Consider the following 24,567-nt stretch of genomic DNA (forward strand, 5'->3'; position numbering starts at 1 on the left):
CTTATGAAACTTAATGTGTCTAAAAAGTAGAAAAGGAGGAGAATAATCAATGACAGAGTATGAGTTAGAGCAGATGATGAATCAATATGGTGATTACATTGCACGTACATGCTATATCTATTTAAAGGATTGGGCATTAGCCGAAGATGCTGTGCAAGAGGTATTTATTAAGGCGTATAGATACATAAGTGAATTTAGGAAAGAGTCCAGTGAGAAAACTTGGCTCACTAGCATTGCTATTAATATTTGCAAAAATTATGTGAGGACAAGTTGGTTTAGAAAAGTACAAATTGGAATTGAAAAGATTGAAACGCGTAATACGTTAGAGGACGAATTGATTAATCAAATTAACCAAAGTGAGTTACTCAAACAAGTAATGGATTTACCTATTAAATATCGTGAAGTTATTCTCCTATATTACTATCAAGACTTTAAAATAAATGAAATTGCAGAGATACTTGGCATAAGTGAAAGTAGTATAAAAATGAGACTGAACCGAGCAAGAAAAAAGCTCAAAGATGATTTTGAGGAGGAATGTATATATGGATGAGAGATTGTTTAAAAAAGAAGTAGATACATATTTAGAACCAGTAAGATTATCGGACCAAGCGAAAAGAAATATTCGATTAGCATGCAGTGAAGATAAGCAGGAAAGCAAGTATTTATCCAGGCGTTATATAAAGTATAAAAAGGTTTCAGTAGCTATGTTAATGCTTTTAATTTGTTCAAGTACGATTCTGGCCATGGATTATACATTAGGATTAGGTTTGTTTTTTGAGCAGGAAGAAATGAAAAAGGTAATAGATGAAGTACAATATGTAAAAGCTTATGATGAAAATCAAAAGGTTAAAATGGAAGTAAAAGAAGTCCTTAATCAAGGACATGGAGCAGTTGCTACTGTTCAGTTTACAAATCTGGGAGATAAACCATGGACGAAGGATGTAGTATGTCAAAGAATTAGCTTTGTAATGGGAAGACGTAAATTTGGGCATCCATCATCTAAAGGGGTACTCTCTTCAGATGGTAGACAGCTTACTTATTGCATTGAGACATTTAACAACCCTGATTTAGTTAGTGATTCACCTATTAAAATTAAAGCAGAAAACCTTATGAAAAAACAAAGTATAGAAAAAGAAATAAAAATTCCTCTTAAGCCTTTTAAAGTTACAGAAATAGGCAGTACAGTAGAAAAAAATATAGAAAAAGAGGTCCAAGATAAAGGAGGATTAGCTATGGAGCTAAGGGAACTCTTAAATCGAAGAACCGAAGGTGGAAAAACAGCTGTAATCGATGAGGAGTATCCTTCAGTTTTATTAAAAGGTATTGCTGTTATTAATATTAAAGGTGATGAAAGATATAAAGAGAATCAAAATATTCAGGGGATTGTGATTCATATAACAGGTGACAAACCTTATATACAATCTGGGGACTCTAGAGAGATAAGGTCACAAAAATTAAATATGAAGTACGTAGAACCATATACAGAGGGCGAAATTACAGAGCTTGTAGATACAAGAACAGGACAAGTCTATAAGGCAGAAGAATTTGATTATTATGGTGTAAATGAAATTGTATACGGAGAGGTATTAAGCTATTTTCCTAATATAACCCCAGAACAAATCCCCTATTTGGAAGCCACCAAAATTGTTTATGATAAACAAGATGTATTAGTAGATAGCACATGGGAAGCTGAGTTTAAAATAGATCTGGGCAATGTTAAGAAATGGGAAACCAATATCCAAATGGATAAGACAGATTATAAGGTTATGGTGGATGAGGTGTATTTAACAAATACAGGTATTCAAGTAAAAGAACGTACAATTTATAAGAAAACTAATAGGTTTGCTGGTTATTTTAATAGTTACTGGCTAGATATTACACTGATTGATAATCAAGATAAAGAGATTAAGCTAAAGAATGTTGGTCTAATTTTAGGAGAAGATGACAGTAGTAAATCAGAGTACTATATATTAACTTATGAAAATTGTGATGAAAAACAAGAATTTATTGATGTTAATAATATTAAAAAAATCATTATCAATGACAATGAAATCAATTGTCAGGAATAAGAAAAATTAATTATACAATTATTTCTTTAAGTTTAGCGGATAACTACTTTGAATTAGGTTACTTACTGTCTTTGCACCTTCCATAACGATAGAAATACCGTTACCTGGATGAATAGATGTACCAGTAAAATAGAGATTTGTAACAAAAGGACAAATAGGCTGTGGACGTAGCCATGCACTTTGTAATATTGAAGGAGCAAGGCCAAAGGCAGCACCTTGATAGCAATTAAATTTTTGTTGTAAATCTCTGGGGGTACTCATTGATTCGTGGATAATATAAGGAGCGATACTATTTATTTCTAACAAATCAGCTAAATGTTTGAGACAGATACAGCGCATCCGTTCAATGGTTAAAGGAGACCAGTAGGAAGCATTAAAAGAAAGATTAGGCACACGCACCATGATATTTAAAGTGGTGGACCCATTTACATTAAAAGTATCATCGATATAAGAAGGGTAATAAATATACATAGGAAATTTCAAAGGCATAGTGCCACTCCCAACGGCTGAAAAAGTATTTTCCGTATCTTGTACGAGATAGATATTATGGGTAGAAAGCATGGGTAGGCTGATTGAAAGTGTAAGTCTTAGCATAAAAACAGAGCAGGTCATCTGAAAAGACAGAAGAGGTTTATGCAATCTAGCAGAACGATTTAGTAATTTCGTAATCGTAAAGTGATAATCAGCATTAGAAATCACAATATCTGCTTTTTTCATTTGCCCTGACGTGGTTAGGATACCATAAGCCTTATCATGATCAGTTAGAATGCGCTCAATAGGTGCATTGCAATAAAGTTGACCTTTGCAGTCTATGAAGGCTTTTTGAAGCGCCTTTACATAAGCACCCATACCACCCTTGATATGAGTTAAACCTAGTGCCTGAGTACAGGCTGGTATAGTGGCATAAAGCTGAGAAATCTGTGAAGTTGGATAGCCCATATAGTAACTTTGAAATAGCAAGAAATCCCTAAGCTTAGGACTAGTAAAACGACGTTTAATAGCACAAGAAGCAGAAGTTAGGGGATTAAGTTTAATCAAAGCAGATAACTTATGAGGAGTCATCATATCTTTAATATGAGTTAAAGGCTGAGAAAGTATAAGTGCATAAGCAGTAAGATACTTTTGATAAAACTGATTGATAAAGGTATTATAATCACTAAAGGATTCATTATAAAAAGCCTCAAAATCATATTTATAGGAAATCCCATTTTTTTAAATGTAAAGGAAGACCCATCTTCATAAAACACACGGTATAATTCATCTAAGTGAATTTCAGAGAAATAATCTTGCCAGTGTAATCCAATATCAGTGAAAATTTGACGATAAGCATAAGGATGAATACCAATGGAGGCAAAGCTATCATAATCAGCATAGCCTGGTGCACTAGGAATGGATTGAATAGCGCCACCTACCTGAGGGCATTTTTCATAAAGTGAGACCTGATAACCTGCATGAAGTAGGTGGAGGCCACAACATAGACCGCCTATACCTCCGCCAATGATAATAATATGACACCCAGCCATGGTAATACCTCCCTAATCAGATGAATAATGCAACTAGTTATCTTATGCATTAATTTTATATGGAACTAGTTATTACCCAATTGATATGAATTTAAACTAAAAAAGGTATTAACTGCCATCCGAATCAAGTCATAGATAGACTATGCATTGAAATATAATTTTACAATCTAATTCTATATATATAGGAAATTCTGATTAAATCTATTGACCTCCCTGACTAATGGTATTAGACTAAATATAGTCTAATACCATTAGTCAGGGAGGTGTTTTAATGGAAAACTATAAATTAGGGGAAATGGAACAAAAGTTTGCTGATTTAATATGGAATAACGAACCCATCAGCTCTCGTGAGTTAACTCAGTTATGTGAGAAAGCCTTTATGTGGAAGAGAACTACTACTTATACTATGCTAAAGCGTTTGTGTGAACGTAAAATATTTGAAAATAGTCATGGAACGGTAAGGGCATTGATGAAAAGGGAAGAGTTTTTAGGTGCCCAAGGAGAACAGTTTGTAGAAGAATCTTTTGGTGGTTCTCTGCCACAATTTTTAGCGGCCTTCACAAGGCGAAAGAAGCTTAGTGAAAAAGAAATAGAGGAAATAAGAACGCTCATTGATGCACAGGAGGAGGGATAAAAATGCTAGAAAGGTTATTTTTAGAAATCCTTAATATGAGTTTTACAGCAAGCTTTGTTATTTGCTTTGTAATGATTACTAGACTTTTACTTAAAAGAGTACCTAAAATTTTCACCTATGTTATTTGGAGTATTGTGCTATTTCGTCTGATTTGTCCTTTCTCTATTGAAAGTATTATGAGTCTCATGCCTGCAAACACAAAGCCTATCTCACAGGAGATTTTGTATACGCAGACACCTACTATCCATACTGGGCTTAATAATATGGATCAACTCGTTAATAATGCTTTACCTGTAGCTACTATAGAAGCTAGTGTTAACCCTATGCAGATATGGACTTTTATTGGGTTAATTGTCTGGGGAGTAGGCGTGGTAATCTTATTAGCGTATGGAATATTCTCTCTTATTAAATTAAAGAGGAAGCTAGAAACAAGTCGACATGAAGAAAACAATATTTATATAACAGCGCAGCTAGAGGTTCCTTTTGTGTTAGGTATCGTTCATCCTAAGATTTATTTGCCAGAGGGACTTTTGCCTGATGAAAAGCATTATATTCTTTTGCATGAACAAATACACATTAAAAGATATGATCATATTATCAGGCTCATTAGTTTTATAGTGGTGTGTATCCATTGGTTTAATCCACTTGTATGGGCAGCTTTTTTTATGGCAGGGAAAGATATGGAGATGTCTTGTGATGAGGCAGTCATTAAGTCTCTAGGAAATGATGTCAAAAAGGCATATTCTTCCTCATTACTATCCTTTGCAGTAGGGAAAAGGCATACTGGACTTATACCTCTTGCCTTTGGGGAAGGCAGTACCAAAAGCCGTGTTAAAAATGTATTAAGTTATAAGAAACCTAGTTTTTGGGTAGTAAGTATCATCTTAATAGGAATATTCCTATTAAGTGTGGGACTTTTGACTAATCCGATTACTTTCTCCACGGCGTTAGTTGCAAAAGAGGTGGATTTAACAAAGTTTGAAAGTAGTATCATAGGTTCAGAAATGCCTAGGATACTCTATGCGGATAGAAATAAGGTGATTTTTGAAGCTAGTGGCGTTTATGTGTATGATCTTAAAAAGGAAGAGCTTGTATGCTCCTATGCGTTTGAAAGCTTTGATACCCAGCTTCTTAAGAATAATAAAGTTTTTGTATTTTCACTAGCAGATGGAAAGCAGATCATATGGGGATTTGAAGATACAGCAGGCAATGACGTAAAGGCTTATAGCTGCATTACAGGGGAGAAAAACTTAATGGAGGTTAGCAAAGAGCTAATGGCTACCTATCAAAAAAATAGTTTTTCGTGCTATTATCCTAATGAAAATGATGAACGTTACAATCAGTCGTTTGGGGCCATTACTATGCTACCAGGTACCCAGGATGAAGTGATTTATTTAACTTTTACTAGCGTAGAAGTCGCTACCATTAAAATTGTTTATGAAAGTAGCTTAGAGCATAAGGAGTATCAAGTGTTTGGGAAGCAACAGGAGGTCACAAATAAGCAAGAAGTAGAAGAGATGAGGCCAACACCACAAATGGAGGCATCCCCTATCCAAGAATATGCAGAGCAGTATGTAGCTGAAATGTTTGAAAGCTATTCTAAGTATACGACATTTAAGCTTGTAGATAGCAAAATAACAGCATTAAATAAAATAGCTACCTTTACCCATTTAACGAATGCCCCTATTGAACTATGGGCTATTGAGTATCGCTTGCTTCCAGATAATATTGGTAATGTCTTACTGGCAGGAGGTATGAATACTATAGATGGTTGGATTACTGAAAATGGAGATATGGGAAAGCCTATTTTAGTTTTTAGTATTGAAAATGGAGGACCAGAGTATTTAGGAGTACTAAGGTCTGGATATCTAGGAAACACATTATCAGGGCAAGAAGTAGCTCTTAGACAATTCCTTGAGAAAAGTGGAAAGCTTCCTAAGGAAACCTATTCAAGGGAACATATCTTAGTAAAATTTCCTCTTTCTACAGGAGAAACCTGTAAACTCTTATTATCTCAACCAGCCCAAAAAGGAAGTGGTGGCATATGGTGCGTAGAAAGGTGGATGGATGGTAATGGTAGCATTTACTATGATGATCCACAAGTAGATACTATCCTTATGGAGTATTATGAGGGTATGCAGGAGGCATATGATAAGGGTGAAATGCCTTGGCTTGTAGATACGAAGAATGTGGCACTGAAATACACCAATAAGGTGCTTGGTCAGATGCTTACCTATAAGGATATTGAACTCATAGAAAATGCATCCCTTAGTGACTTTCAGCAGTTACCAGTCAGTATCTATTTTGGATATATATCAGATTTTCAGCTAGATACAGAGCTATTTCATTTTGATAGAGCAGAGTGGGTTACAAGTAGTCAGGAAGAACGAATGAACGAACTGAATTTAAGTGATGCGGATATGCCAAATGGCTTTTATATTTACAATCCTAAGCATTACTTGGATACATTTATAGTCAATGAATATACCCAGTATCATTTTATGAAAAAAGCTAAAGAGTCTGATGAGTTAAATGAATATACCACTACAGATAAAAATGAGTTTTATAACTACCTCAGTGGGTATGAAGAAGGAAGTACTCCTCCGTTTTGGGTGCAAACACAGGGTGGTTATGTAACCAACATTCGTGAACAGTACCTCCCATAAGCAGATTTATAAATCTACAGAATTAGTTATAGAAATGAAACAAAAAGATACCAGAAAAAGAGATGAAAGTTCTCTTTTCTGGTATCTTTTTTAGTGAGTGGTTAGCAGATGTTTAATGGCCATAATAGGATGATAAAGAAGCATCCAAGGGCCGCTAAAGCGCATAACTTCTTTAATTTTGTCTTTGTGTTGTGGCGCATAACAATGGGTTTTGCAGGCGCTACAGAAGCTTTTGTTTTCACCATATTTGCAGCAGCTTAACCTCTTCCTGGCATAAGCATTAAGTACTTCACAGTCTGGACATAGGGTTCTAGATTTGTGTTTTTTACGGCAGTAAACACCAATCATAGCTGTTACGACTTGCTTTTCTTGTTCAATACGAGACATTTAAGATGCTCTTCCTTCCTGCATGTAATAGATACGGTCAGCGATGCTCATGGTAGAGGCTCTATGACTAACTAAGATAATGGTTTTATCCTCACTATGTGCTTTTAAGACATTTAGGATAATGCTTTCATTTAAGCTATCTAAGTTACTGGTTGGTTCATCTAGAAGGATGATTGGGCTGTCATGTAAGAAAGCTCTAGCAATTCCTAATCGTTGACGTTCTCCACCAGAGAGGCTATCGCCTAGTTCACCTACTTTACTTTTAAACCCATTTGGTAAAGAAAGAATGAAGTCATAGAGATTAGCTTTTTTACAAGCTTCAATAAGCTCTTCCATTGTAGCATCACGTTTGGCAATGCGAAGATTTTCCTCAAGAGTTGAATCAAAGAGATAAGTATCTTGTGTAACATAAGCTATATTTTGACGGAGGCTAGAAGTCATCACTTGATTCACATTATGACGCCCTATTGAAATCTGACCTTCCCTAGTCTCATGGAAATGCATAATAAGCTTAAGGAGAGTTGATTTACCACAGCCACTTTTGCCAGATATGCCAATGATTTCACCTTTTTTAAAGGAAATAGAAAGGTCTTTTAAAATAGGAGTACTTTGGTAGGCAAAGGAGACATTTTCTACTTCGATACCTGTATCTGTAACTTCATGGCCAACAGTAATTTCTGGGGTATCTGGTATTTCTTCCAAGAGTGATAGGACACGCTCACCACTAGCTAAAGTTTGAAGAAGATTATTAGATAGATTACTTAAAGCTACAACTGGCCCATAGGAGCTCATAAGGCAAACTAAAGCAATAAGGAAGCCGCCAAAGGAAAGTGAACCATTTTGGCAAATTAAGATACCTACTAATAGCATCAGGGCTGAAAAACCTAAAAGTGCTGTTTCTGTAATGGCTTTGGTAATACCTTCATGAGCCTTGATTTTCTTAGTGCTTTCATCGGCTTTAATACTTTTTGCTTGAATAGCTTCATGACGAGCAACACCTTGATCAAAGAGGATGATTTCTCTCATGCCTCGTAAGGATTCAAGGAAGTATTGATTAAGTTCCCCTACATTTTCACGATAAACCCTACCATCTTCACGAGCACTTTTTGCTGTAAAATAAGGGATGATTGCCCCAATAGTAATATAAGCAAAGAAAGCAACAAGTGCCATGAGAGGTGAGTAGTAACCAATAATACCTAGCATAATAAGGCAAGTAATGATGGCAATGGCAATAGGCGCAATAGTATGAGCATAGAATACCTCTAACAGCTCAATATCTGAAGTAATAAGGGCAATGAGCTGTCCGTTATCTTTATGATCTAATTTACTTGGAGCTAATCTTCTAAGGGATTTAAATACTTTATCTCTTATAAATGCTAGGAGTTTAAAGGCAATGTAGTGGCCACTCGATTGCTCCATATATCTTAAAACACCACGCATAATAGCAAAGATAGCTAAACTAATATAGATTGCTTTCATTTCAGTAAAGAATGGAAGAAGTGGTATATCGAGAGGCGCTAAAATACCAAATGCTCCCAAAACAGTAATCCCAATAGCAGCTAAAAAGCCGAGCACACCCATGGTGATGGTAATTATCATAATAAGAGTAAAGGGAGAAATTAACTTAAGGAGTTTGCGCATGATAGTAAGGCCGCTTTTAGGCATTTAGATGTCCTCCTTCAAATATATTTTCTAAATTTTGTTGACTCATATAGAGGTTAGAATAAGTTTTGCCATGAGCTAAGAGCTCTTCATGAGTTCCTTGTTCTACGAGTTTTCCTTTGTCTAAGACAAAGATGGTATCACTTTCTACAACATTAGCAAGGCGATGAGAAATTAAAATAACAGTTTTAGTTTTAGCTAATGTTTTAATGATGTTATAAATAATGCCTTCACTTTCAACATCGATATTTGAAGTTGCTTCGTCAAAGATATAAATAGAAGCATCATGGAGTAAAGCACGGGCTAAAGCTAATCGTTGTGCTTGTCCACCTGAAAGATTAGAAGCCCCTTCAGTTAGCATAAAGTCAAGACCGCCTTCTGACATAACAAAGTCATAGAGGTTCACTTGTTTTAAGGCTTCTAATAACGCTTCATCTGTTGCATTTTTATTTCCCATGAGGAGATTGTGTCTAATGCTACCTTTAAAAAGGTAGTTTTGATGCTTAACAATACATACATTCTCCATAAATGATTTTGAATCAATGCTACCCAGTGGCACCCCGTCAATGCTTATGTGGCCCTCAAAGCGTTTATTAAATCCCATAAGAAGAGAAACAATAGTAGATTTACCACAGCCTGATTCTCCTACAATAGATACAAAGCTGTTTTGCCTAATAGACATAGAGATGTCTTTTAAAATCTGACGGTCTTCATCATAGCTAAAGTTAACATTTGAGATTTGAATATCTCCATTTTTAAACGCCTGAGTAGTAGCTATTTCATCTTTAGATTCAATATCAATAAGAGCGAATATATTTTTAGCAGCTGCCATTCCGTTCATTGCTACGTGGAAGAAAGAACCTAATAGACGAAGTGGAATGAAGAATTCACTTGTTAAAAGTAAGAAGACAATGGTTTCACTTAAGCTAATGCTTCCATTTCCAAAAGCAATTAAGCTGCAGATAATACCAATGGCTGCACCGCCATAGGCAATAAGGTCCATCAGTGTGATGGAATTAAGCTGCATGGTGAGTACTTTCATAGTGATTTTTCTAAAGTGTTCAGCATCCGTATTCATCACTTCATTGTAGTACTCATCAGCTTCATAGACTTTAAGCGTTGTAAGACCTTCTAAGTTATCTAAGAAATGATCTCCTAGTCCAGTATAAGAAGCCCAGTATTTATGAAAGAGTTTTTTAGCAAACTTGTTAACTGCAATAATTGATATAGGAATCAGTGGTACACACACTAATAAAATAAAAGCTACCTTGATATTAAGGAAGGAGAGGATAATAAATAAGGTAATAGGTGCTAATAAGCTATAAAAAAGCTGAGGTAAATAACGACCAAAGTAAATATCGATTTGTTCTACACCTTCACTAGCCATCTGAACCACCTTTGAAGTTGAAACTTCTTCGTTATAGTGGATACCTAGTTCTAACAGTTTGTTATAAATGAGAGAACGAAGCTTGTTTTTTACTTCACTACTTGCGTAGTAAGAAGCGCGGGTAGCTTTAATATTTGTAATAAAGCGAACTACAATAGCCAGAATAATAAACCCAAAGGCAATGAGTATTGCATGTGTAGTAAGCTTGTCAAAAAATAAACCTTCTATTAAGAAGGCAGTTGAAAAAGTAGCAAGTATATTAAAAAGTAAACCCATCCACTGATAAAGCACAGTGTGAATAATAAAGTGGATACTGTTGGGGACTAATTTAATAAGTCGTGGATTAAACATAAATTTCTAAAACTCCTTGTGTATAAATTTCTAGTATTAAAACAATGAAAATAAAATTAGGAATGGAATAGCTAACTTAGACTGTTTTAATTCTAAAGATAAAGTAATAGTACTTAATGATATACAGTGCAATAATAAATAGCCTAAAAGCTAATACATCCACAAAGATGAGAGGGAAGAGCAACATGATTGAGGCAAAAGCAAGTATGCATATTTTAGTTTTAAGCGTCATGGCTCTCTCGTTTACGAAGCTCTCTAAGTTATTTTTATAAATTTTGGTTTCAGTGAACCAACGGTGAAAGCGATCGGAACCTTTAGCAAAGCAAAAAGAAGTCGCCAATAAAAAAGGCGTAGTAGGGAGAACTGGGAATACAACCCCTAATAAGCCAAGAGCTAAAAAAATGAAACCTATAGTGAGATAAATAAATCGGTGCATAGAACCTCCATTACGGACTCATTGAAGTCTTTATAGTCATTATATGAATATCTTAATATAAAAAGAAGTTCATGTAAACAAAAAATGAAAATAATTATCAATATCGTAAAGAGGGCATATGTAAGGGCTAAACCCAATATAAATGTTTCGGTAATTCTAAATAAAGGGTATAGACAAAATTATCTGAAAACAGTAGAATGATGAAAAATAGTACAGGGGCAAATTAATTTTTTAGATGAAGTACAACTACGAACTATTTATATTAAGAGAAGGAATGGTGCGATATGATGTTTGTTGAGAAAAATAGTACAGAGATAATAGTAATTGATAGGGAAATTAAAGTTGTTGGGCTAAGTTTACAAAAATCAGGTTTACCAGTTTCATTTGCCAGCCTTGGAAAGCTGTGGGATATTTATGGTGAAACATATAGAGGCAGTGTTAAAAATGCGGAAACACCCGTTGTTGAATATGCCGTTTGTTTAAATAAAACACCTGATTATATTGCAGGATGCGGAGTAACAGAGATAGACAAGGTTGAAAAGGATTGTCTCTCATTTATAATTCCTTTAGGTAAGTACATTAAAGATACATTTAATGCCGAGACATTTGAACAACTAACGGGTGAGGTAATGGGCAAAAGAAATGTAAAAGCTTGGGCCAAAAAGAACAAGGTTAATATAAATGGACAGTTTACCATTGAAGTTTATCCAAGAGAGGATTTTGAAAAAGGCAATTTCCAAATGTATACGTTAACTCCTGTAAAAGAATAGTATATATTTCTTCTTTAAAACGGTTATGGCTATATTTTTCTCCATTTAAGTTCTAACTTTGTAAGTAATTTATCATGAGTTAAATCTATTATTGTATGAAGGGTCGTTAAGTGACCCTTCTCATTTTCTATAACATCACTACAAACGTGTAAAGAAGCTTCATCTAGGGCTTCTTTTTTATATAGTACTTTAATATTTGAGATTTCAGACGTATTTAAAATAGTTCTAGGTAAAGTATCAACTGCCATTTCAAGATACTTAACATTATTTACATGTTGATTGATATCAATATCACTATGTCGTGCGCGATAATCCTTTGAATATTTATAGCCTTCAAGTTGTATAAAATCGTCTAAGGGAATGTTTTCTTCTAATTCCTTTTCTATTCCATAGAGCTTACATTGTTCAGGGGAGATTCTTACAGGGCGTCTTTTATTAATGTCAATAAGCACAGCAGTGGAAATACCAGAAGCAAGGAGAGTACCTTCTGAAGTTTTAATTTTAAAACTTCGATAGCCATATAATTTTTTTATGCCTACAATATCCGTTTCAACAGTGATAGTGTCGCGAAATTTGGGATATTCGATAATGGTTAAGTCATATTTGAGTAGAACCCAAGCGCAATTATTAATAAGACCATTATCTGTTTCTCCTAAAGAATCACTTTGTGAAACAACTACATCCCATAAATAATTCATTAGAGATGAGTATTTACATCTATAATTTGAATCAACATCATAAATTTCTATCGTATATTTTTTACTGAATGTATTATCCATTTTTAATAGCCCCTTCGTATGGAATCTCTTTGTGACTAATTATATCTAAAGCAATCTAATGAATCAATTGTATTCTTGCCGTATACCTTGGCTTGTAAACAAAATGAAAGGTATATATGACCCAAAAGGTACGATAATTAAAAAATAAGGCTTTTTAAACTTATATAAGTTGGGTTATACTAAGCCCAAAGATAGGTCTTATAAAATAATAATATCTATACAGAGCAAATTTTAATGATATCAAATCCAAAAGAAGGCCATTAGTGTATAGCTTTCTTTTTGTATATTTATTAAAGGTGTAGATATCTAAATATTGAGGGGAAGAGGGGAATAAATGAAAATCTTAGTTGTAGAAGATGATTTATCCATTGCAATGGGAATAGAGTATTCACTGGGACAAGAAGGTTATGAGGTTAAAGTATGCGGCAATGTGGCAGAGGGGAAAACTTATATAGAAAACGAAGTAGTAGATTTGTGCCTTTTAGACCTTACTCTTCCTGATGGTTCTGGTTATGAGCTTTGTAAGGTGGCGAAAGAGAATAGAGATATTCCAGTCATTTTTTTAACAGCTTGTGATGATGAAGTTAATGTAGTTATGGGACTGGATATGGGCGCAGATGATTATGTAACTAAACCTTTTAGAATTCGAGAATTTATTTCTAGGATTAAGTCAGTATTGCGCCGTCATAATAAAACAGACAGTACAAAAGCTATTTTTAATTATAATAATATTAGAATAAACACCTTGGAAGCCAAGGTTTATAAGAATAATAAAGAGGTGCAATTGACAGCTTTAGAATACAGACTGCTGCTTACTTTCATTACGCATGAGGGGCAGGCTTTATCTAGAAATCAGCTGTTAGAAGGCATATGGGATATTGCAGGAGACTTTGTAAATGATAATACTGTAACAGTTTATATTAAACGTTTAAGAGATAAATTAGAAGATGACCCTGGGAATCCAACATTTATTACGACGATTAGAGGAATTGGTTATAAGGTGGGAAGATAGATGATTCGGAATAAAGAATATAGAGTACTGCTTGTTGGCATGTTGATAGTAGCACTTATTAATATAATAGGTGCTTTTATTTTAAATACTAGTGCGGGATTTTTAGCTTTAGGAACAAGTATTCTGTTACTCATTTTAATATGGTTTTTTAATAGAAGGCGCTATAAAAAATTAGATGAGTTATCATCTTATTTGCACCGCATTTGTTCGGGAGAATACTCATTAGATATTAGAGATAATCAAGAAGGCGAGTTAAGTATATTAAAAAATGAAATTTATAAAGTTACTTTAAGGCTATCAGAGCAGTCTGAGTTATTAAAGAGGGATAAGGTTTATTTAGCAGATGCTATATCAGACATATCACACCAATTAAAAACACCTCTTACCTCTATGATTATGATGACAGAGCTACTAGCAAGCCCTGACTTAGCAGATGATAAAAGGTTAGAGTTTACAAGAAGGATTAGACTGCAGCTAGAGAGAATTGAATGGCTAGTAAGTTCACTTCTAAAACTCTCCAAGATAGATGCAGGAACAATTAAGTTCAAGAAAGAACCTGTAGAGGTAAAAGCCTTAATTAATAAAGCCGTTCAGCCACTTTTGATACCTATGGAGCTAAAAGAACAAAGCTTAGTAGTAGAGGGAGATAAAGTATACTTCGTAGGTGATTTTAATTGGAGTGCTGAAGCTGTTGTTAATATTATTAAGAATTGCATGGAACATACACCTGTAGGTGGGGAAATTCATGTGTACACTGTGGAAAACCCGCTGTATACAGAAGTAGTGATTGTGGATAATGGAGAGGGTATAGATTCAGAAGATATACCGAATATTTTTAAGCGATTTTATAGAGGGAAGAATGCTAGCAGTGAAAGTGTGGGCATTGGACTAGCCATGGCACGTAGTATTGTACTTGGACAAAATGGAGATATTACTGTGAAAAGTGAAAAAGGTAAGGGAACAAGCTTTAGAATTAGATTTTACAAGAAAGTTGTATAAAGAAAATTGAGCTATTCTGCTGTAGAGGTTTAAAGATTCATTCTTCATTCTTAATTCTTCATTAGTTATGTAATGGTGACAAAACTGTCATAATACAATCACAAGGATGTAATCCAGAGAGAATAATATAGGAGTATAACCTAAGAGGAGGATGAAAATGGAGATCTTACGAATAGAAAACCTATCAAAAGTATATGGCAGTGGCGAGACAGCAGTAAAGGCCCTTGATAATATATCATTTTCAGTAGAGACAGGAGAGTTTGTAGCTATCATCGGTGCTTCAGGTTCGGGAAAGTCTACTTTACTACATCTTTTAGGAGGTGTAGATAGACCAACAAGTGGTAAGGTATTTGTGGATGGAACAGATATTTACCAGTTAGATGAAAACAAATTAGCTATTTTTAGAAGAAGGCAATTAGGCCTAATTTATCAGTTTTATAATTTAATTCCTGTACTTAATGTAGAGGAGAATATGACACTTCCTTTACTGTTAGATCAGCAAAAAGTGGATCAAAGACATTTAAATGATCTTTTAAACACGCTTAATTTAATTGAAAGAGTGAATCATTTACCTAATCAGCTTTCTGGAGGACAACAACAAAGGGTGTCCATCGGACGAGCGCTAATTAATAACCCGGCTTTGATTTTAGCAGATGAGCCAACGGGTAATTTAGATAGTAAAAATGGAATGGAAATTGTAGAACTCTTAAAGATGTTTAACAAGGAGTATAATCAGACACTTATTATGATTACTCATGACGAACGTATTGCTCTTCAAGCAGACCGAATTATATCCATTGAAGATGGTAAGCTAGCTAAAGACGAGGTGATTCGTCGATGAATATTGTAAATAAGCTAACGCTTAGACAGTTAAAGATGAATAAAAGAAGAACTTTAGTAACTATTATAGGAGCCATTATCTCCGTAGCAATGGTTACAGCGGTAACAGTTTCTGTGAGTTCTGCTATGGATTTGATGAAACGAGTCGCTATAAGCTCTGATGGTAACTGGCATATGCGTTATCATGATATGAAAGCAAAGGATATAGCAATTCTTCAAGAAGATGAAAATGTAGACAAAGTAGTAGTGAGCTATCCAGTAGGTTACTCTATCTTAGAAGCTACCAAGAATAGTGATAAACCTTATTTATTTGTAAAAGGTTATAATCAAGAAGGCTTTGAGTTAATGCCGGTCAACCTAATAGAAGGGCGTTTACCTAAGGCTAGTAATGAAATAGTCATTCCAGAACACTTAGAATCTAGTACAGGCTTATCTTATAAAGTTGGAGATAAGATAAAACTAGATTTAGGACAAAGATATGCTATCAATGAGGAAACAGGTGAAAAGGAAGAAGGAACCCTAAATCAAGGATATAGTTTTGTGAGAAATGCTGAAGGGGAAAGTATGGAGACTTTTGCAGCTCAGCAAACACAGGAATATACGATTGTAGGTGTAACCAAGAAGTCAAAAGAAGAATATAGTTGGTCCCCTGCGTATGAGCTTATGACTTATATTAGCCCAGATGAAATACCGAGTGAGGCTACTGTTACAGTATCCGTTTTACTAAAAAATTTAAATGTGGGTATCTATGAACATAATGCAGCCCTGGGTATAAAAGTTGGCATAGAAGTTGTGGAACCCAATAGTGAGCTATTAGCTTGCTATGGTGTAAATAGCAATAGTAGTTTAATTTTTGCATTATTTGGTGTAGTCAGCATTGTTTTAATCATTATTATGGCAGGTTCCGTTTCCCTTATCTATAATGCTTTTGCTATTTCAGTAGCAGAGCGTTCTCAGTATTTAGGTATGCTGGCAAGTGTAGGGGCAACTAAGAAACAAAAGAGAGATTCTGTATTCTTTGAAGGTGCTGTTATTGGAGGAATTAGTATTCCGCTAGGTCTTTTGGCAGGGTTTTTAGGAATGAGTATTACTTTTGGTGCTATTAATGGTATGTTTAAAAATATTATGAGTATAGAAGAAAACTTACATTTGGTAGTATCACCCATAGCTGTTATAAGTACAGTGCTTATTTCTATTTTAACTATTTTTATTTCAACTTATATACCAGCTAGAAGAGCTTCTAAGATATCGGCAATTGAAGCCATTAGGCAAACAACGGATATTAAAATGAATAAGAAAAAAATTAAAACCTCAAAGTTTACAAGAAGACTATTTGGTTTTGAAGGAGAACTGGCCTTAAAGAATTTAAAAAGGAATGGGCGCCGTTATCGTGCAACACTTTTCTCATTAATCATTAGTATTATACTCTTTTTGACAACAGCTACTTTTTCGGCTTACATGAATCGTTCACTGGAAATGATGGTACAAAATACAAACTATGATATACGTGTATCAGTTAACTATAGAAATGATGTAGAAAGGAAAGTAGAGCTAGAGAAGCTAAAAAGTCTTGATAAGGTGGAAAAGTATAGCTTATTAGAAACGGTATACTTCGAAGCCAATTTACCTAATGAAATGACACCAAGTCATATAAAAGAATTTTTGGGTGGGATAGAAGAAAGAGGCTATTTTTACAATGTTAATCTTATAGCATTAGAAAATGAAGCCTTAAAAGCATATGCACAGTCAGTAGGAACAGATATCAATTTATTAAATAATCCTCAAACACCAGCAGCTATTGTATTAAATCGTGCTAAATTTAAGGATAAAGAAACGCAAAATTATAGAGATGAGGAAGTAATCCGAGCCTCTATAAATGATAAGCTTACATTAAGCAGGCGAGAATGGGATGAAGCTAGTAACGAAGAAAAGATATTAGATGGTGAAGAAATAGCTTTTGCTGGATTTGCTAAAGAGCCTCCAATGGGAATGGGAATTCAAGAAAATGATAATACCCTTAATTTAATTGTATCTGAAGATGTGCTTAATACACTTATGAAAAATAGTAATGAACATATGGGGTATGAAATATCTAGCTATCCAACAATGTATTTAACTTCAAAGGATCCTTTTGGATTACAAAAAGATATTCAAGCACTGCAAGAAAATAGTGGAAATCCAATCTATAGTATTTATAATATTTATGAAGAAAAACAGACTTCGGAGCAAATACAAACTGTCATAAAAGTATTTATCTATGGCTTTATTGTCCTCATTACCCTTGTAAGTGTGGCTAATATATTTAATACTATTTCTACTAGCATTGCACTTAGGAAAAGAGAATTTTCTATGTTAAGGTCAGTAGGAATGACACCAAAAGGCTTCAATAAAATGATCAACTTTGAAAGTATATTCTATGGTCTTAAAGCATTGCTTTATGGATTACCTATAAGTTTTATGATTATGGTGGTTATATATAAGCAGCTTAGTAATAGCTTTGATTTTGATTTCTTCGTTCCAGTAGGTAGCATAATAACAGTTATTATTTCGGTGTTCGTGATTATAGGGGCTTCCATGTTTTATTCTGGGGCTAAGGTCAAAGGACAGAACATTATTGAAGGATTGAAAGATACGAATTTATAAGCTCGCTAGTAAGCTAAGCACAATGAGAGCAAAAAGTATAAGTGATTAAGGTGTAATAAATAGAGATATAAAAGTAAGGTAATAAATAACAAAGAGATAAGACAAATAAGCAATAAAGGAAATAAGATGTGGTTAAGTGGATAGTTTGGGGATTATTTTACTCCTTAAAGAAAGTTATGGGGATACTTTCGGAGAAAAATAATAGCCAACTATCCATTTTTGTGATTGAATAAAGTAATAGAGCTTAAGCTATACTAGAAATTGTGAGCCAATTAGAAAAGCATAAATTAAGAGGGATAGCTAAATCACTAGTAAATAGTGATTCGGCTATTTGAATGAATAGTATTAGGAAGGGAAAAAGAAATGATAAAAGCAGTTGTTTTTGATATGGATGGTGTTCTTTTTGATACAGAGCGTCTTGTTTCTGTGGCCTGGAGTCAAGTGGCAAAAGAAGAAGCTATGGAAGGAATTGATATGGTATTAAAGGATTGTATCGGTAGAAGCTATGAAGATACCAGGTTAGTTTTTCTTAAACACTATGGTGAGACGTTTGATTTTGAAGGCTTTAGAACAAAAGCAGGTAAATTGTTCTTTAAAGATATAGAAGATAATGGGTTACCTATCAAATTAGGTGTTCATGAACTATTAGCTTACTTAAAAGAAAAAGGCTATAAAATAGGCCTGGCTTCTTCTACTAAAAAACAAGGTGTACTTTCTCATTTAAGAGAAGCAAAGATAGAAGAGTATTTTGAAGTAATAGTAGGAGGAGATATGGTAAAGCACAGTAAGCCAAACCCTGAAATCTATCAAATGGCTTGTAGGCTTCTCGGGGTAGAACCTAGTGAAGCAATTTGTATAGAAGACTCCTTAAATGGAATTCGCTCAGCAAGTAGTGCAGGCCTTAATGTTATTATGGTACCGGATTTAATTGAACCAACAGAGGATATTCTACCTTTGCTACATAAGCAGTTTGCATCTTTATTAGAGGTAAAGGCGTATTTAGAACAAATGTAAAGGCAAAGGTGCTATAATTAATTAAACAACATATTAAATGGAGGGACATATTATGAAGGAGATATCACATGACCATTTTAATGAAAACTCTTTTAACATGATAGGGAAGGATTGGCTATTAATTACTGCAGAAAAGGACGGAAGAGTAAATACAATGACTGCTTCATGGGGCGGATTAGGTATAATGTGGAATAAAAAAGTAGCTTATATCTTTATTAGGCCACAACGTTATACAAGAGAGTTTGTAGATTCAGCAGATAGACTTTCGATTTCAGTTTTACCTAATAGTTACAGAAAAGAACTAGGATATTTAGGAAGAGTTTCAGGTAGAGATGAGGATAAAATTTCTAAGGCAAACTTAACTGTGAAACAATATGAGGATGTACCCTATTTTGATGAAGCTAGATTAACATTAATATGCAAAAAGCTGTATGCACAAGCATTAAAAGAAGAATGTTTTATTGATAAGGGTATTATAGATGAGTGGTATCCAGAAAGAGATTATCATATAATGTATGTAGTAGAAATCGAGAAAATATTAGAAAAATAATAGGATCTAAGCAAAGAGGCTGAAATTGCTATTTGACCAGGGATTTTATTACTGGAATTTCATTTGAATTATTTTTATACGCTACTGTAAGATATATTAGGATAACTGCGAGGGCTAATAAGCCCTCTTTTTTCGTGGGCAATTTATTAAGTTAAATATTTATATGGTTTGGAAATTTTGAACTAAGAAGATAGATATAAAGAATTTTGAGAAGAATTATGAGGTTTTTCATAAATGATATTGAATATCAATATCTAATAATGTATACTGAACAAAGTGATTAAAATACTTAATATGTTAAATACCATTAATTTGAAAAATAATTAAAGAAGAGGAAGTTATGAGATACATTTTTATTAATCCTGTTATAGACAAGATGTATATGAAAGAACAATTAGATAAGGCATTACTTCAGAAGGGTTATCAGAGAATAGAAGTAAAGGTAGATTGGCATAAGCTAGTAAAAGAAAAGTATAACGAGATGCTTAAGCAAACAAAGTTAACTATCGTAGATAAACGCTGTCCAAAAGCTATTGAGACAATGAGCCCATATTTAGATAATAGAAAACTATTAGTACCTTCAATTGACCCAATCTTGATACACTGTGGAATAGAGCTAGCAGGCAGAGAAGAGCTAAAAGGCCATGAGAAGATTATTACAACACCATGCGAGAGTTTGGCAAGCTATGGAAATAAGCTGAAACTAAAAGATACGGAGTTTATAAGCTGGAAAGAATTCTTAAAGCATTTAGATCCAGATAGAGAAATTCAAATCAAATCACTGGATGAAAGTCCAATTCCACCAGGGTATTTTGAAAATTTAGAGGTTAAAATAAGTAGCATTTCTGGAGAAGAGAATATAGAAAATTATTTTAAGATGAATTTATATGAGAAAGATGAATTAGTCGAAATGCTGTATTGTCATAATGGTTGCCATAATGGAGATGGAGTATTAATCAATGAACAGAAGTAAAGTAATTAAAACCACCATTTCAGTAGTTATTCTGATTTCAATATGGGCACTTGTAACAAAGATGGGGATAGTGAGTTCTTATATATTACCATCACCATCTAAGGTTCTAAATAGCTTCTTTAAGATGCTTCAAACAGGTGAAATTTTTGAAGATATCTATATTAGTTATATCAGGGTTTTAAAAGGTTTTTTAATAGCAACACTAGTAGCATTTCTGCTTGCAATGGTGAGGATTATTTTGCCTCGATGTAATGACTACTATGAAAGCATTGTTCAGTTTTTAAAAAATGTGCCACCATTAAGTCTAATATCACTATTAATTTTATGGTTTGGTATAGGTGAGACAACAAAAGTTGGTATTATCGTATTAACTGCATTTTTTCCAATCTATTTAAACACAGTCAAAGGCTTTGTAAGCTGTGATAAGAAGTTGCTAGAAGTTGGAGAAATTTATGGCTACTCCGAGGTAGATAGTTTCTTTAAGATTAGATTGCCATATGCCATGTCGGATATATTAGTAGGTATGCGCATAGGCCTGGGTTATAGCTGGCGAGCTATTATTAGTGCAGAGATGATTGCTGCATCAGCTGGACTAGGTCACATGATTTTATTTGCTCAACAAATGTCCAGGACAGATAAGGTGATTGTTGGGATTTTAGTAATCGGTGTAGTGGGGTATATCACTGACAGGTTATTTGCGCTGATAATTGATAAGACTTTGAAAGGGTCAGAGAAAAATGGATGGGATTAAATTAGTAAATGTAAGTAAGTTTTATGCAGTGGAGAAAGACCAGGTTAAAGTTCTAGATGGTATTGATTTAACTATACCAACTAATAAAATTACGATTATTTTAGGACGAAGTGGATGTGGGAAAACTACACTATTAAGGCTTGTATCAGGTTTAGAAGGATTTGAGCAAGGAGCCATTCAAGGTATCGATTTAAAAAGAAAGGCATATGTTTTTCAAGAAGACCGATTAATGCCATGGTTAGATGTCAAAAAGAATATAACCTTTGGCCTTAAAAATAAAGAAGTCAATTATGAAAAAATAGATGAGATCATTGAAATGGTAGGTCTAAAGAAATTTTGTAGTGCTTACCCAAGTCAGTTATCAGGTGGTATGAAGCAAAGAGTATCTATTGCAAGGGCAATAGCTTATAATCCAGATTTTATCATGATGGATGAGCCTTTTTCAGCATTAGACTTTTTCACAAGAGAACAAATGCAAAAAGAGTTATTAAAGATTCATCATAAGACAAGATGTTCTATTTTATTTGTTACACATAGCATAGATGAAGCACTGATTCTCGGAGATAAAATAGTGATTTTAGAAAAAGGAATCATTAAGTCTCAATATGAAATTGAGGAAGAAAATCATGTAAGAGACTTATTAGATGATAAATTTGTAGGATTAAAAAAACAAATTATTGATGATTTAAAAATTGTTTAATAAAAAGACACAAACAAAGGAGAAAAGTAATGAAATTAGCAAAGAAAGTATTAACATCAGCATTAGTAATGGGGGTAATGATGACATCTATGGTAGGATGTGCATCAAATAGTAATTCATCAGCTGGTAGCAATGACACTACAACAACAGAACCTACACCTACAGAGGCAGTTGATACAGGAGCTATAGATTTATCACAATCAACATTAGATGAATTAACAATTACTCATGTAACATCACCACTTAATGTGCCAAGTATTATCCAAAAAAATCAAAATGCATTTGTTGATGAATTTAGCAAAAATGGTAAAACAATTGAAGTTAAGTATGCAGAGATTACATCAGGAGCTGATCAAACTCAAGCATTAGCATCAGGAGATGTAGATATCTTATATGCTGTTGGAGGTACTTCTGTTGTTCTAGCAGCAGCAAATGGTGCGGACATTAAAATCTTAAATATGTACAGTAGATCTCCAGAAGCATTTTGCTTATATTCAGGTGATGAAACAATTAAATCAGCAGAAGATTTAAGAGGTAAAACAGTTGCAGGCCCAGTTGGAACTAATTTACACCAATTACTAGTAGCCTATCTTAAAGAAGCGAATATGACCATTGATGATATTAACTATGTAAACATGTCTATTCCAGATGCAAAAGCAGCATTAGACGGTGGTAGCATTGATGCTGCACTTGTTGCAGGGCCTACTGCTTACAAATCAAAACAACAAGGATATAACTTAGTAACAGATGGTAAAGGGTTAACAGATGCAGTTATTGCAGTAGCAGTTAGAGAAGACTTCTATAATGAATACAAAGAAGAATTAGAAGTATTTATGAATGCACAAGCTAGCATCATTGAATATATCAATACAAACCATGAAGAAACTATGGAAATTGTTGCAACAGAACTAGATTTAGATAAAGCAGCTGTTGAGGAAATGTTTGCTCAATATGACTTTAATATTGAAGTAACAGAAGAAGACTATAAAGCATTTCAAAATGTAGCAGACTTTATGTATGAAACAGAAATGATTGAACAACCAATTAACACAGATGAACTTTTCATCAAATAAATAGGAGTAAATAGTAATGGTAGAAAAAATTAAAGTAAAAGACCATAATGATATTATTGAAATCACTTATGAAGATTTATTAAAATACCATGGGAAGCAAATGTTAGGTGGAGCAGCACTTGCATTTAAGATCATGCTTATGACGTTTCCTAAACTTTGTGATGAAGTGCCAGAGAGAGGAAACTTTAGCTTTTATAGTGGTATAGGATGCAATGGTAAAGGTATTATTGATGCAGCTGAAATGGTTATGCGTGTAAAAACATATGATAGATTAAGACTAGACCTTGAGTATGCTGAGGATAAGTTAGGGCAGCTAGCTCCAGGTGGTGGCAGATACTATTTTGAAATAGGATATAATGAAAAGCTTATTAAGCTATATTTAAAAGAAGGTATTATTCCAGATGAATTCATTACTTATTCAAAGCTAGCACATAAGTGCAAGGCAGAGAATGTACCTATGAAGGAAGAAGATCAAGAAAGACTATTAGTATTAAGGAAAGAATTAGCTAAAAGTATTATGGAAGCTAGGCCGAAAGACTTATTTGTCATAATGGCCTAAAATATAATGGATATAGATATTTTACCTTTCCCTTAACTAGGTAAGGTGAACCGTATCATAAACAAAAAATATGGTTTTATTTAAAATAAAATCAATAAAAAAGTATGCTTGAAAAAAGTAAAATGTTTATTTATAATAACAAGTAAATGAATATTGGCGCGTATAATTGTTCAGCGTGAGACTATGTATAATGGTCTCACGCTTTATTTTTGCTCCAGTACTAAGTTAAAAGAAAAGAGGAAGACAAAAATGGAATTTTATATGAAGCTACCACGTAACAAAAAGGAATTTGCTTTGTTTTTAGCTACTATATCTATTATATCAGTAAATATAATTGCACCATTAATTACTTGTTTTGAATTTGGATTTAATATGTATGTATGGGCTGATACATTAAGAGTCATACCATTTGTTTGGATAAGTGTTATTGCTTTAGTTTTATTGACACATAAACCAGCTGAGTGGATGACTTCAAAAATTATTGCAAAAGAAGATAGTTTTAATGCACATATCATTATAAACACATTATGTACAGTTCTTTTAATGTCAATATTCTTAACAGTAATAGGAACATGGATTGGTGTAGGGAAAATAAGTATGGAGCCAATTCATACATTCTTCTATAAATGGCCAAGAAACTTTGCTATAGCTTTTGCTGTAGAAACTTTTGTGGCACAGCCTATAGCAAGAATGACTATGTTAAATATTCATAAAATAAAAGATAAGAAAAATGATACAGCAGAAATCTTAAATTAAAAGAGACAAGTGATAGTGATAAAAATTAAGTAG

General features: G+C 33.7%; 24 protein-coding genes. 17 read left to right on the plus strand and 7 right to left on the minus strand.

Annotated elements, in window-relative coordinates; genetic code table 11:
• Positions 1-49: 49 nt before the first annotated feature.
• Together QTL86_RS19835 and QTL86_RS19840 are read left to right on the plus strand one after the other, a co-directional pair.
• Positions 50-550: a sigma-70 family RNA polymerase sigma factor gene (locus QTL86_RS19835; protein ID WP_013659009.1), complete on the plus strand. Its 501-nt coding sequence runs from the start codon at positions 50-52 to the stop codon at positions 548-550.
• Entirely contained in the window at positions 543-2,069 is a 1,527-nt protein-coding gene (locus QTL86_RS19840; RefSeq protein ID WP_127064863.1) for a hypothetical protein, read from the plus strand. The genes QTL86_RS19835 and QTL86_RS19840 overlap by 8 nt, the downstream gene beginning before the upstream one ends.
• Before the next feature lie 18 nt (positions 2,070-2,087).
• On the opposite strand, the gene QTL86_RS19845 is transcribed toward QTL86_RS19840, so the two are convergent.
• Positions 2,088-3,107: a phytoene desaturase family protein gene (locus QTL86_RS19845; protein WP_410495858.1), complete on the minus strand. Its 1,020-nt coding sequence runs from the start codon at positions 3,105-3,107 to the stop codon at positions 2,088-2,090.
• Between the two features lie 41 nt (positions 3,108-3,148).
• Positions 3,149-3,592: an NAD(P)-binding protein gene (locus QTL86_RS19850; RefSeq protein ID WP_410495859.1), complete on the minus strand. Its 444-nt coding sequence runs from the start codon at positions 3,590-3,592 to the stop codon at positions 3,149-3,151.
• 271 nt (positions 3,593-3,863) lie between these two features.
• Here QTL86_RS19850 and QTL86_RS19855 point away from each other — a divergent pair, with 271 nt between their 5' ends.
• Positions 3,864-4,226 (plus strand): BlaI/MecI/CopY family transcriptional regulator, encoded by a 363-nt coding sequence (locus QTL86_RS19855; protein WP_410495860.1) that lies wholly within the window; start codon positions 3,864-3,866, stop codon positions 4,224-4,226.
• Positions 4,227-4,228: 2 nt separating this feature from the next.
• Positions 4,229-6,892: a M56 family metallopeptidase gene (locus QTL86_RS19860; RefSeq protein ID WP_410495861.1), complete on the plus strand. Its 2,664-nt coding sequence runs from the start codon at positions 4,229-4,231 to the stop codon at positions 6,890-6,892.
• A 90-nt stretch (positions 6,893-6,982) separates the two neighbouring features.
• Here QTL86_RS19860 and QTL86_RS19865 read toward each other — a convergent pair whose 3' ends face one another.
• The 4 genes from QTL86_RS19865 to QTL86_RS19880 all read right to left on the minus strand — a co-directional run bounded on the left by QTL86_RS19865 (position 6,983) and on the right by QTL86_RS19880 (position 11,115).
• Positions 6,983-7,279, minus strand: coding sequence for a nitrous oxide-stimulated promoter family protein (locus QTL86_RS19865; RefSeq protein ID WP_410495862.1), 297 nt, complete (start codon positions 7,277-7,279; stop codon positions 6,983-6,985).
• On the minus strand, positions 7,280-8,944 hold the full coding sequence (locus tag QTL86_RS19870) for an amino acid ABC transporter ATP-binding/permease protein (protein WP_410495863.1): 1,665 nt from the start codon (positions 8,942-8,944) through the stop codon (positions 7,280-7,282).
• Positions 8,937-10,679: an ABC transporter ATP-binding protein/permease gene (locus tag QTL86_RS19875; RefSeq protein WP_410495864.1), complete on the minus strand. Its 1,743-nt coding sequence runs from the start codon at positions 10,677-10,679 to the stop codon at positions 8,937-8,939. The genes QTL86_RS19870 and QTL86_RS19875 overlap by 8 nt, the downstream gene beginning before the upstream one ends.
• Positions 10,680-10,755: 76 nt before the next feature.
• Positions 10,756-11,115, minus strand: coding sequence for a YbaN family protein (locus QTL86_RS19880; RefSeq protein WP_410495865.1), 360 nt, complete (start codon positions 11,113-11,115; stop codon positions 10,756-10,758).
• A gap of 284 nt (positions 11,116-11,399) precedes the next feature.
• Here QTL86_RS19880 and QTL86_RS19885 point away from each other — a divergent pair, with 284 nt between their 5' ends.
• Positions 11,400-11,885, plus strand: coding sequence for a GyrI-like domain-containing protein (locus QTL86_RS19885; RefSeq protein ID WP_127064856.1), 486 nt, complete (start codon positions 11,400-11,402; stop codon positions 11,883-11,885).
• A gap of 29 nt (positions 11,886-11,914) precedes the next feature.
• Here the strand turns inward: QTL86_RS19885 and QTL86_RS19890 are convergent, their stop codons facing one another.
• Positions 11,915-12,664 (minus strand): acyl-[acyl-carrier-protein] thioesterase, encoded by a 750-nt coding sequence (locus QTL86_RS19890; protein WP_127064855.1) that lies wholly within the window; start codon positions 12,662-12,664, stop codon positions 11,915-11,917.
• A gap of 334 nt (positions 12,665-12,998) precedes the next feature.
• On the opposite strand from QTL86_RS19890, the gene QTL86_RS19895 reads away from it, so the two are divergent.
• The 12 genes from QTL86_RS19895 (at position 12,999) to QTL86_RS19950 (ending at position 24,534) form a co-directional block, all read left to right on the plus strand.
• Complete coding sequence (locus QTL86_RS19895; RefSeq protein WP_410495866.1) at positions 12,999-13,676, plus strand: response regulator transcription factor; 678 nt, start codon at positions 12,999-13,001, stop codon at positions 13,674-13,676.
• The gene (locus QTL86_RS19900; RefSeq protein WP_410495868.1) at positions 13,677-14,675 is read left to right on the plus strand and encodes a sensor histidine kinase; all 999 of its coding nucleotides are present in this window, start codon (positions 13,677-13,679) and stop codon (positions 14,673-14,675) included.
• A 157-nt stretch (positions 14,676-14,832) separates the two neighbouring features.
• Positions 14,833-15,516, plus strand: a complete 684-nt coding sequence (locus tag QTL86_RS19905) for an ABC transporter ATP-binding protein (protein ID WP_013658992.1) — start codon at positions 14,833-14,835, stop codon at positions 15,514-15,516.
• Entirely contained in the window at positions 15,513-18,158 is a 2,646-nt protein-coding gene (locus QTL86_RS19910) for an FtsX-like permease family protein (protein ID WP_410495869.1), read from the plus strand. The genes QTL86_RS19905 and QTL86_RS19910 overlap by 4 nt, the downstream gene beginning before the upstream one ends.
• A gap of 363 nt (positions 18,159-18,521) precedes the next feature.
• Positions 18,522-19,172: an HAD family hydrolase gene (locus tag QTL86_RS19915; RefSeq protein WP_013658990.1), complete on the plus strand. Its 651-nt coding sequence runs from the start codon at positions 18,522-18,524 to the stop codon at positions 19,170-19,172.
• A 52-nt stretch (positions 19,173-19,224) separates the two neighbouring features.
• A complete protein-coding gene (locus tag QTL86_RS19920; RefSeq protein ID WP_127064850.1) occupies positions 19,225-19,722 on the plus strand; it encodes a flavin reductase family protein in 498 nt (165 codons plus the stop codon).
• Positions 19,723-20,062: 340 nt separating this feature from the next.
• Complete coding sequence (locus QTL86_RS19925) at positions 20,063-20,695, plus strand: hypothetical protein (protein ID WP_127064849.1); 633 nt, start codon at positions 20,063-20,065, stop codon at positions 20,693-20,695.
• Complete coding sequence (locus tag QTL86_RS19930; protein ID WP_127064848.1) at positions 20,682-21,446, plus strand: ABC transporter permease; 765 nt, start codon at positions 20,682-20,684, stop codon at positions 21,444-21,446. The genes QTL86_RS19925 and QTL86_RS19930 overlap by 14 nt, the downstream gene beginning before the upstream one ends.
• Positions 21,433-22,146 carry an ABC transporter ATP-binding protein gene (locus QTL86_RS19935; RefSeq protein ID WP_127064847.1) on the plus strand — a complete coding sequence of 238 codons (714 nt, stop codon included), beginning with the start codon at positions 21,433-21,435 and terminating at the stop codon, positions 22,144-22,146. Before QTL86_RS19930 ends, QTL86_RS19935 begins: the two co-directional genes overlap by 14 nt.
• A gap of 29 nt (positions 22,147-22,175) precedes the next feature.
• Positions 22,176-23,219, plus strand: a complete 1,044-nt coding sequence (locus QTL86_RS19940) for an ABC transporter substrate-binding protein (protein WP_127064846.1) — start codon at positions 22,176-22,178, stop codon at positions 23,217-23,219.
• A 16-nt stretch (positions 23,220-23,235) separates the two neighbouring features.
• Complete coding sequence (locus QTL86_RS19945; RefSeq protein ID WP_127064845.1) at positions 23,236-23,778, plus strand: hypothetical protein; 543 nt, start codon at positions 23,236-23,238, stop codon at positions 23,776-23,778.
• Positions 23,779-24,027: 249 nt separating this feature from the next.
• A complete protein-coding gene (locus QTL86_RS19950) occupies positions 24,028-24,534 on the plus strand; it encodes a membrane protein (RefSeq protein WP_013658983.1) in 507 nt (168 codons plus the stop codon).
• Positions 24,535-24,567 lie beyond the last annotated feature (33 nt).

The organism is Cellulosilyticum sp. ST5 (genome assembly GCF_046529625.1).
Taxonomy (GTDB): domain Bacteria; phylum Bacillota; class Clostridia; order Lachnospirales; family Cellulosilyticaceae; genus Cellulosilyticum; species Cellulosilyticum lentocellum.

Bases quoted from the DNA above. Each gene is read 5' to 3' on its own strand.
- QTL86_RS19950 (WP_013658983.1), top strand. From the start codon at position 24,028: ATGGAATTTTATATGAAGCTACCACGTAACAAAAAGGAATTTGCTTTG.
- QTL86_RS19895 (WP_410495866.1), top strand. From the start codon at position 12,999: ATGAAAATCTTAGTTGTAGAAGATGATTTATCCATTGCAATGGGAATA.
- QTL86_RS19885 (WP_127064856.1), top strand. From the start codon at position 11,400: ATGATGTTTGTTGAGAAAAATAGTACAGAGATAATAGTAATTGATAGG.
- QTL86_RS19870 (WP_410495863.1), bottom strand. From the start codon at position 8,944: ATGCCTAAAAGCGGCCTTACTATCATGCGCAAACTCCTTAAGTTAATT.
- QTL86_RS19945 (WP_127064845.1), top strand. From the start codon at position 23,236: ATGGTAGAAAAAATTAAAGTAAAAGACCATAATGATATTATTGAAATC.
- QTL86_RS19920 (WP_127064850.1), top strand. From the start codon at position 19,225: ATGAAGGAGATATCACATGACCATTTTAATGAAAACTCTTTTAACATG.
- QTL86_RS19860 (WP_410495861.1), top strand. From the start codon at position 4,229: ATGCTAGAAAGGTTATTTTTAGAAATCCTTAATATGAGTTTTACAGCA.
- QTL86_RS19925 (WP_127064849.1), top strand. From the start codon at position 20,063: ATGAGATACATTTTTATTAATCCTGTTATAGACAAGATGTATATGAAA.
- QTL86_RS19880 (WP_410495865.1), bottom strand. From the start codon at position 11,115: ATGCACCGATTTATTTATCTCACTATAGGTTTCATTTTTTTAGCTCTT.
- QTL86_RS19835 (WP_013659009.1), top strand. From the start codon at position 50: ATGACAGAGTATGAGTTAGAGCAGATGATGAATCAATATGGTGATTAC.
- QTL86_RS19850 (WP_410495859.1), bottom strand. From the start codon at position 3,592: ATGGCTGGGTGTCATATTATTATCATTGGCGGAGGTATAGGCGGTCTA.
- QTL86_RS19940 (WP_127064846.1), top strand. From the start codon at position 22,176: ATGAAATTAGCAAAGAAAGTATTAACATCAGCATTAGTAATGGGGGTA.
- QTL86_RS19930 (WP_127064848.1), top strand. From the start codon at position 20,682: ATGAACAGAAGTAAAGTAATTAAAACCACCATTTCAGTAGTTATTCTG.
- QTL86_RS19900 (WP_410495868.1), top strand. From the start codon at position 13,677: ATGATTCGGAATAAAGAATATAGAGTACTGCTTGTTGGCATGTTGATA.
- QTL86_RS19935 (WP_127064847.1), top strand. From the start codon at position 21,433: ATGGATGGGATTAAATTAGTAAATGTAAGTAAGTTTTATGCAGTGGAG.
- QTL86_RS19910 (WP_410495869.1), top strand. From the start codon at position 15,513: ATGAATATTGTAAATAAGCTAACGCTTAGACAGTTAAAGATGAATAAA.
- QTL86_RS19840 (WP_127064863.1), top strand. From the start codon at position 543: ATGGATGAGAGATTGTTTAAAAAAGAAGTAGATACATATTTAGAACCA.
- QTL86_RS19865 (WP_410495862.1), bottom strand. From the start codon at position 7,279: ATGTCTCGTATTGAACAAGAAAAGCAAGTCGTAACAGCTATGATTGGT.
- QTL86_RS19890 (WP_127064855.1), bottom strand. From the start codon at position 12,664: ATGGATAATACATTCAGTAAAAAATATACGATAGAAATTTATGATGTT.
- QTL86_RS19905 (WP_013658992.1), top strand. From the start codon at position 14,833: ATGGAGATCTTACGAATAGAAAACCTATCAAAAGTATATGGCAGTGGC.
- QTL86_RS19875 (WP_410495864.1), bottom strand. From the start codon at position 10,679: ATGTTTAATCCACGACTTATTAAATTAGTCCCCAACAGTATCCACTTT.
- QTL86_RS19855 (WP_410495860.1), top strand. From the start codon at position 3,864: ATGGAAAACTATAAATTAGGGGAAATGGAACAAAAGTTTGCTGATTTA.
- QTL86_RS19915 (WP_013658990.1), top strand. From the start codon at position 18,522: ATGATAAAAGCAGTTGTTTTTGATATGGATGGTGTTCTTTTTGATACA.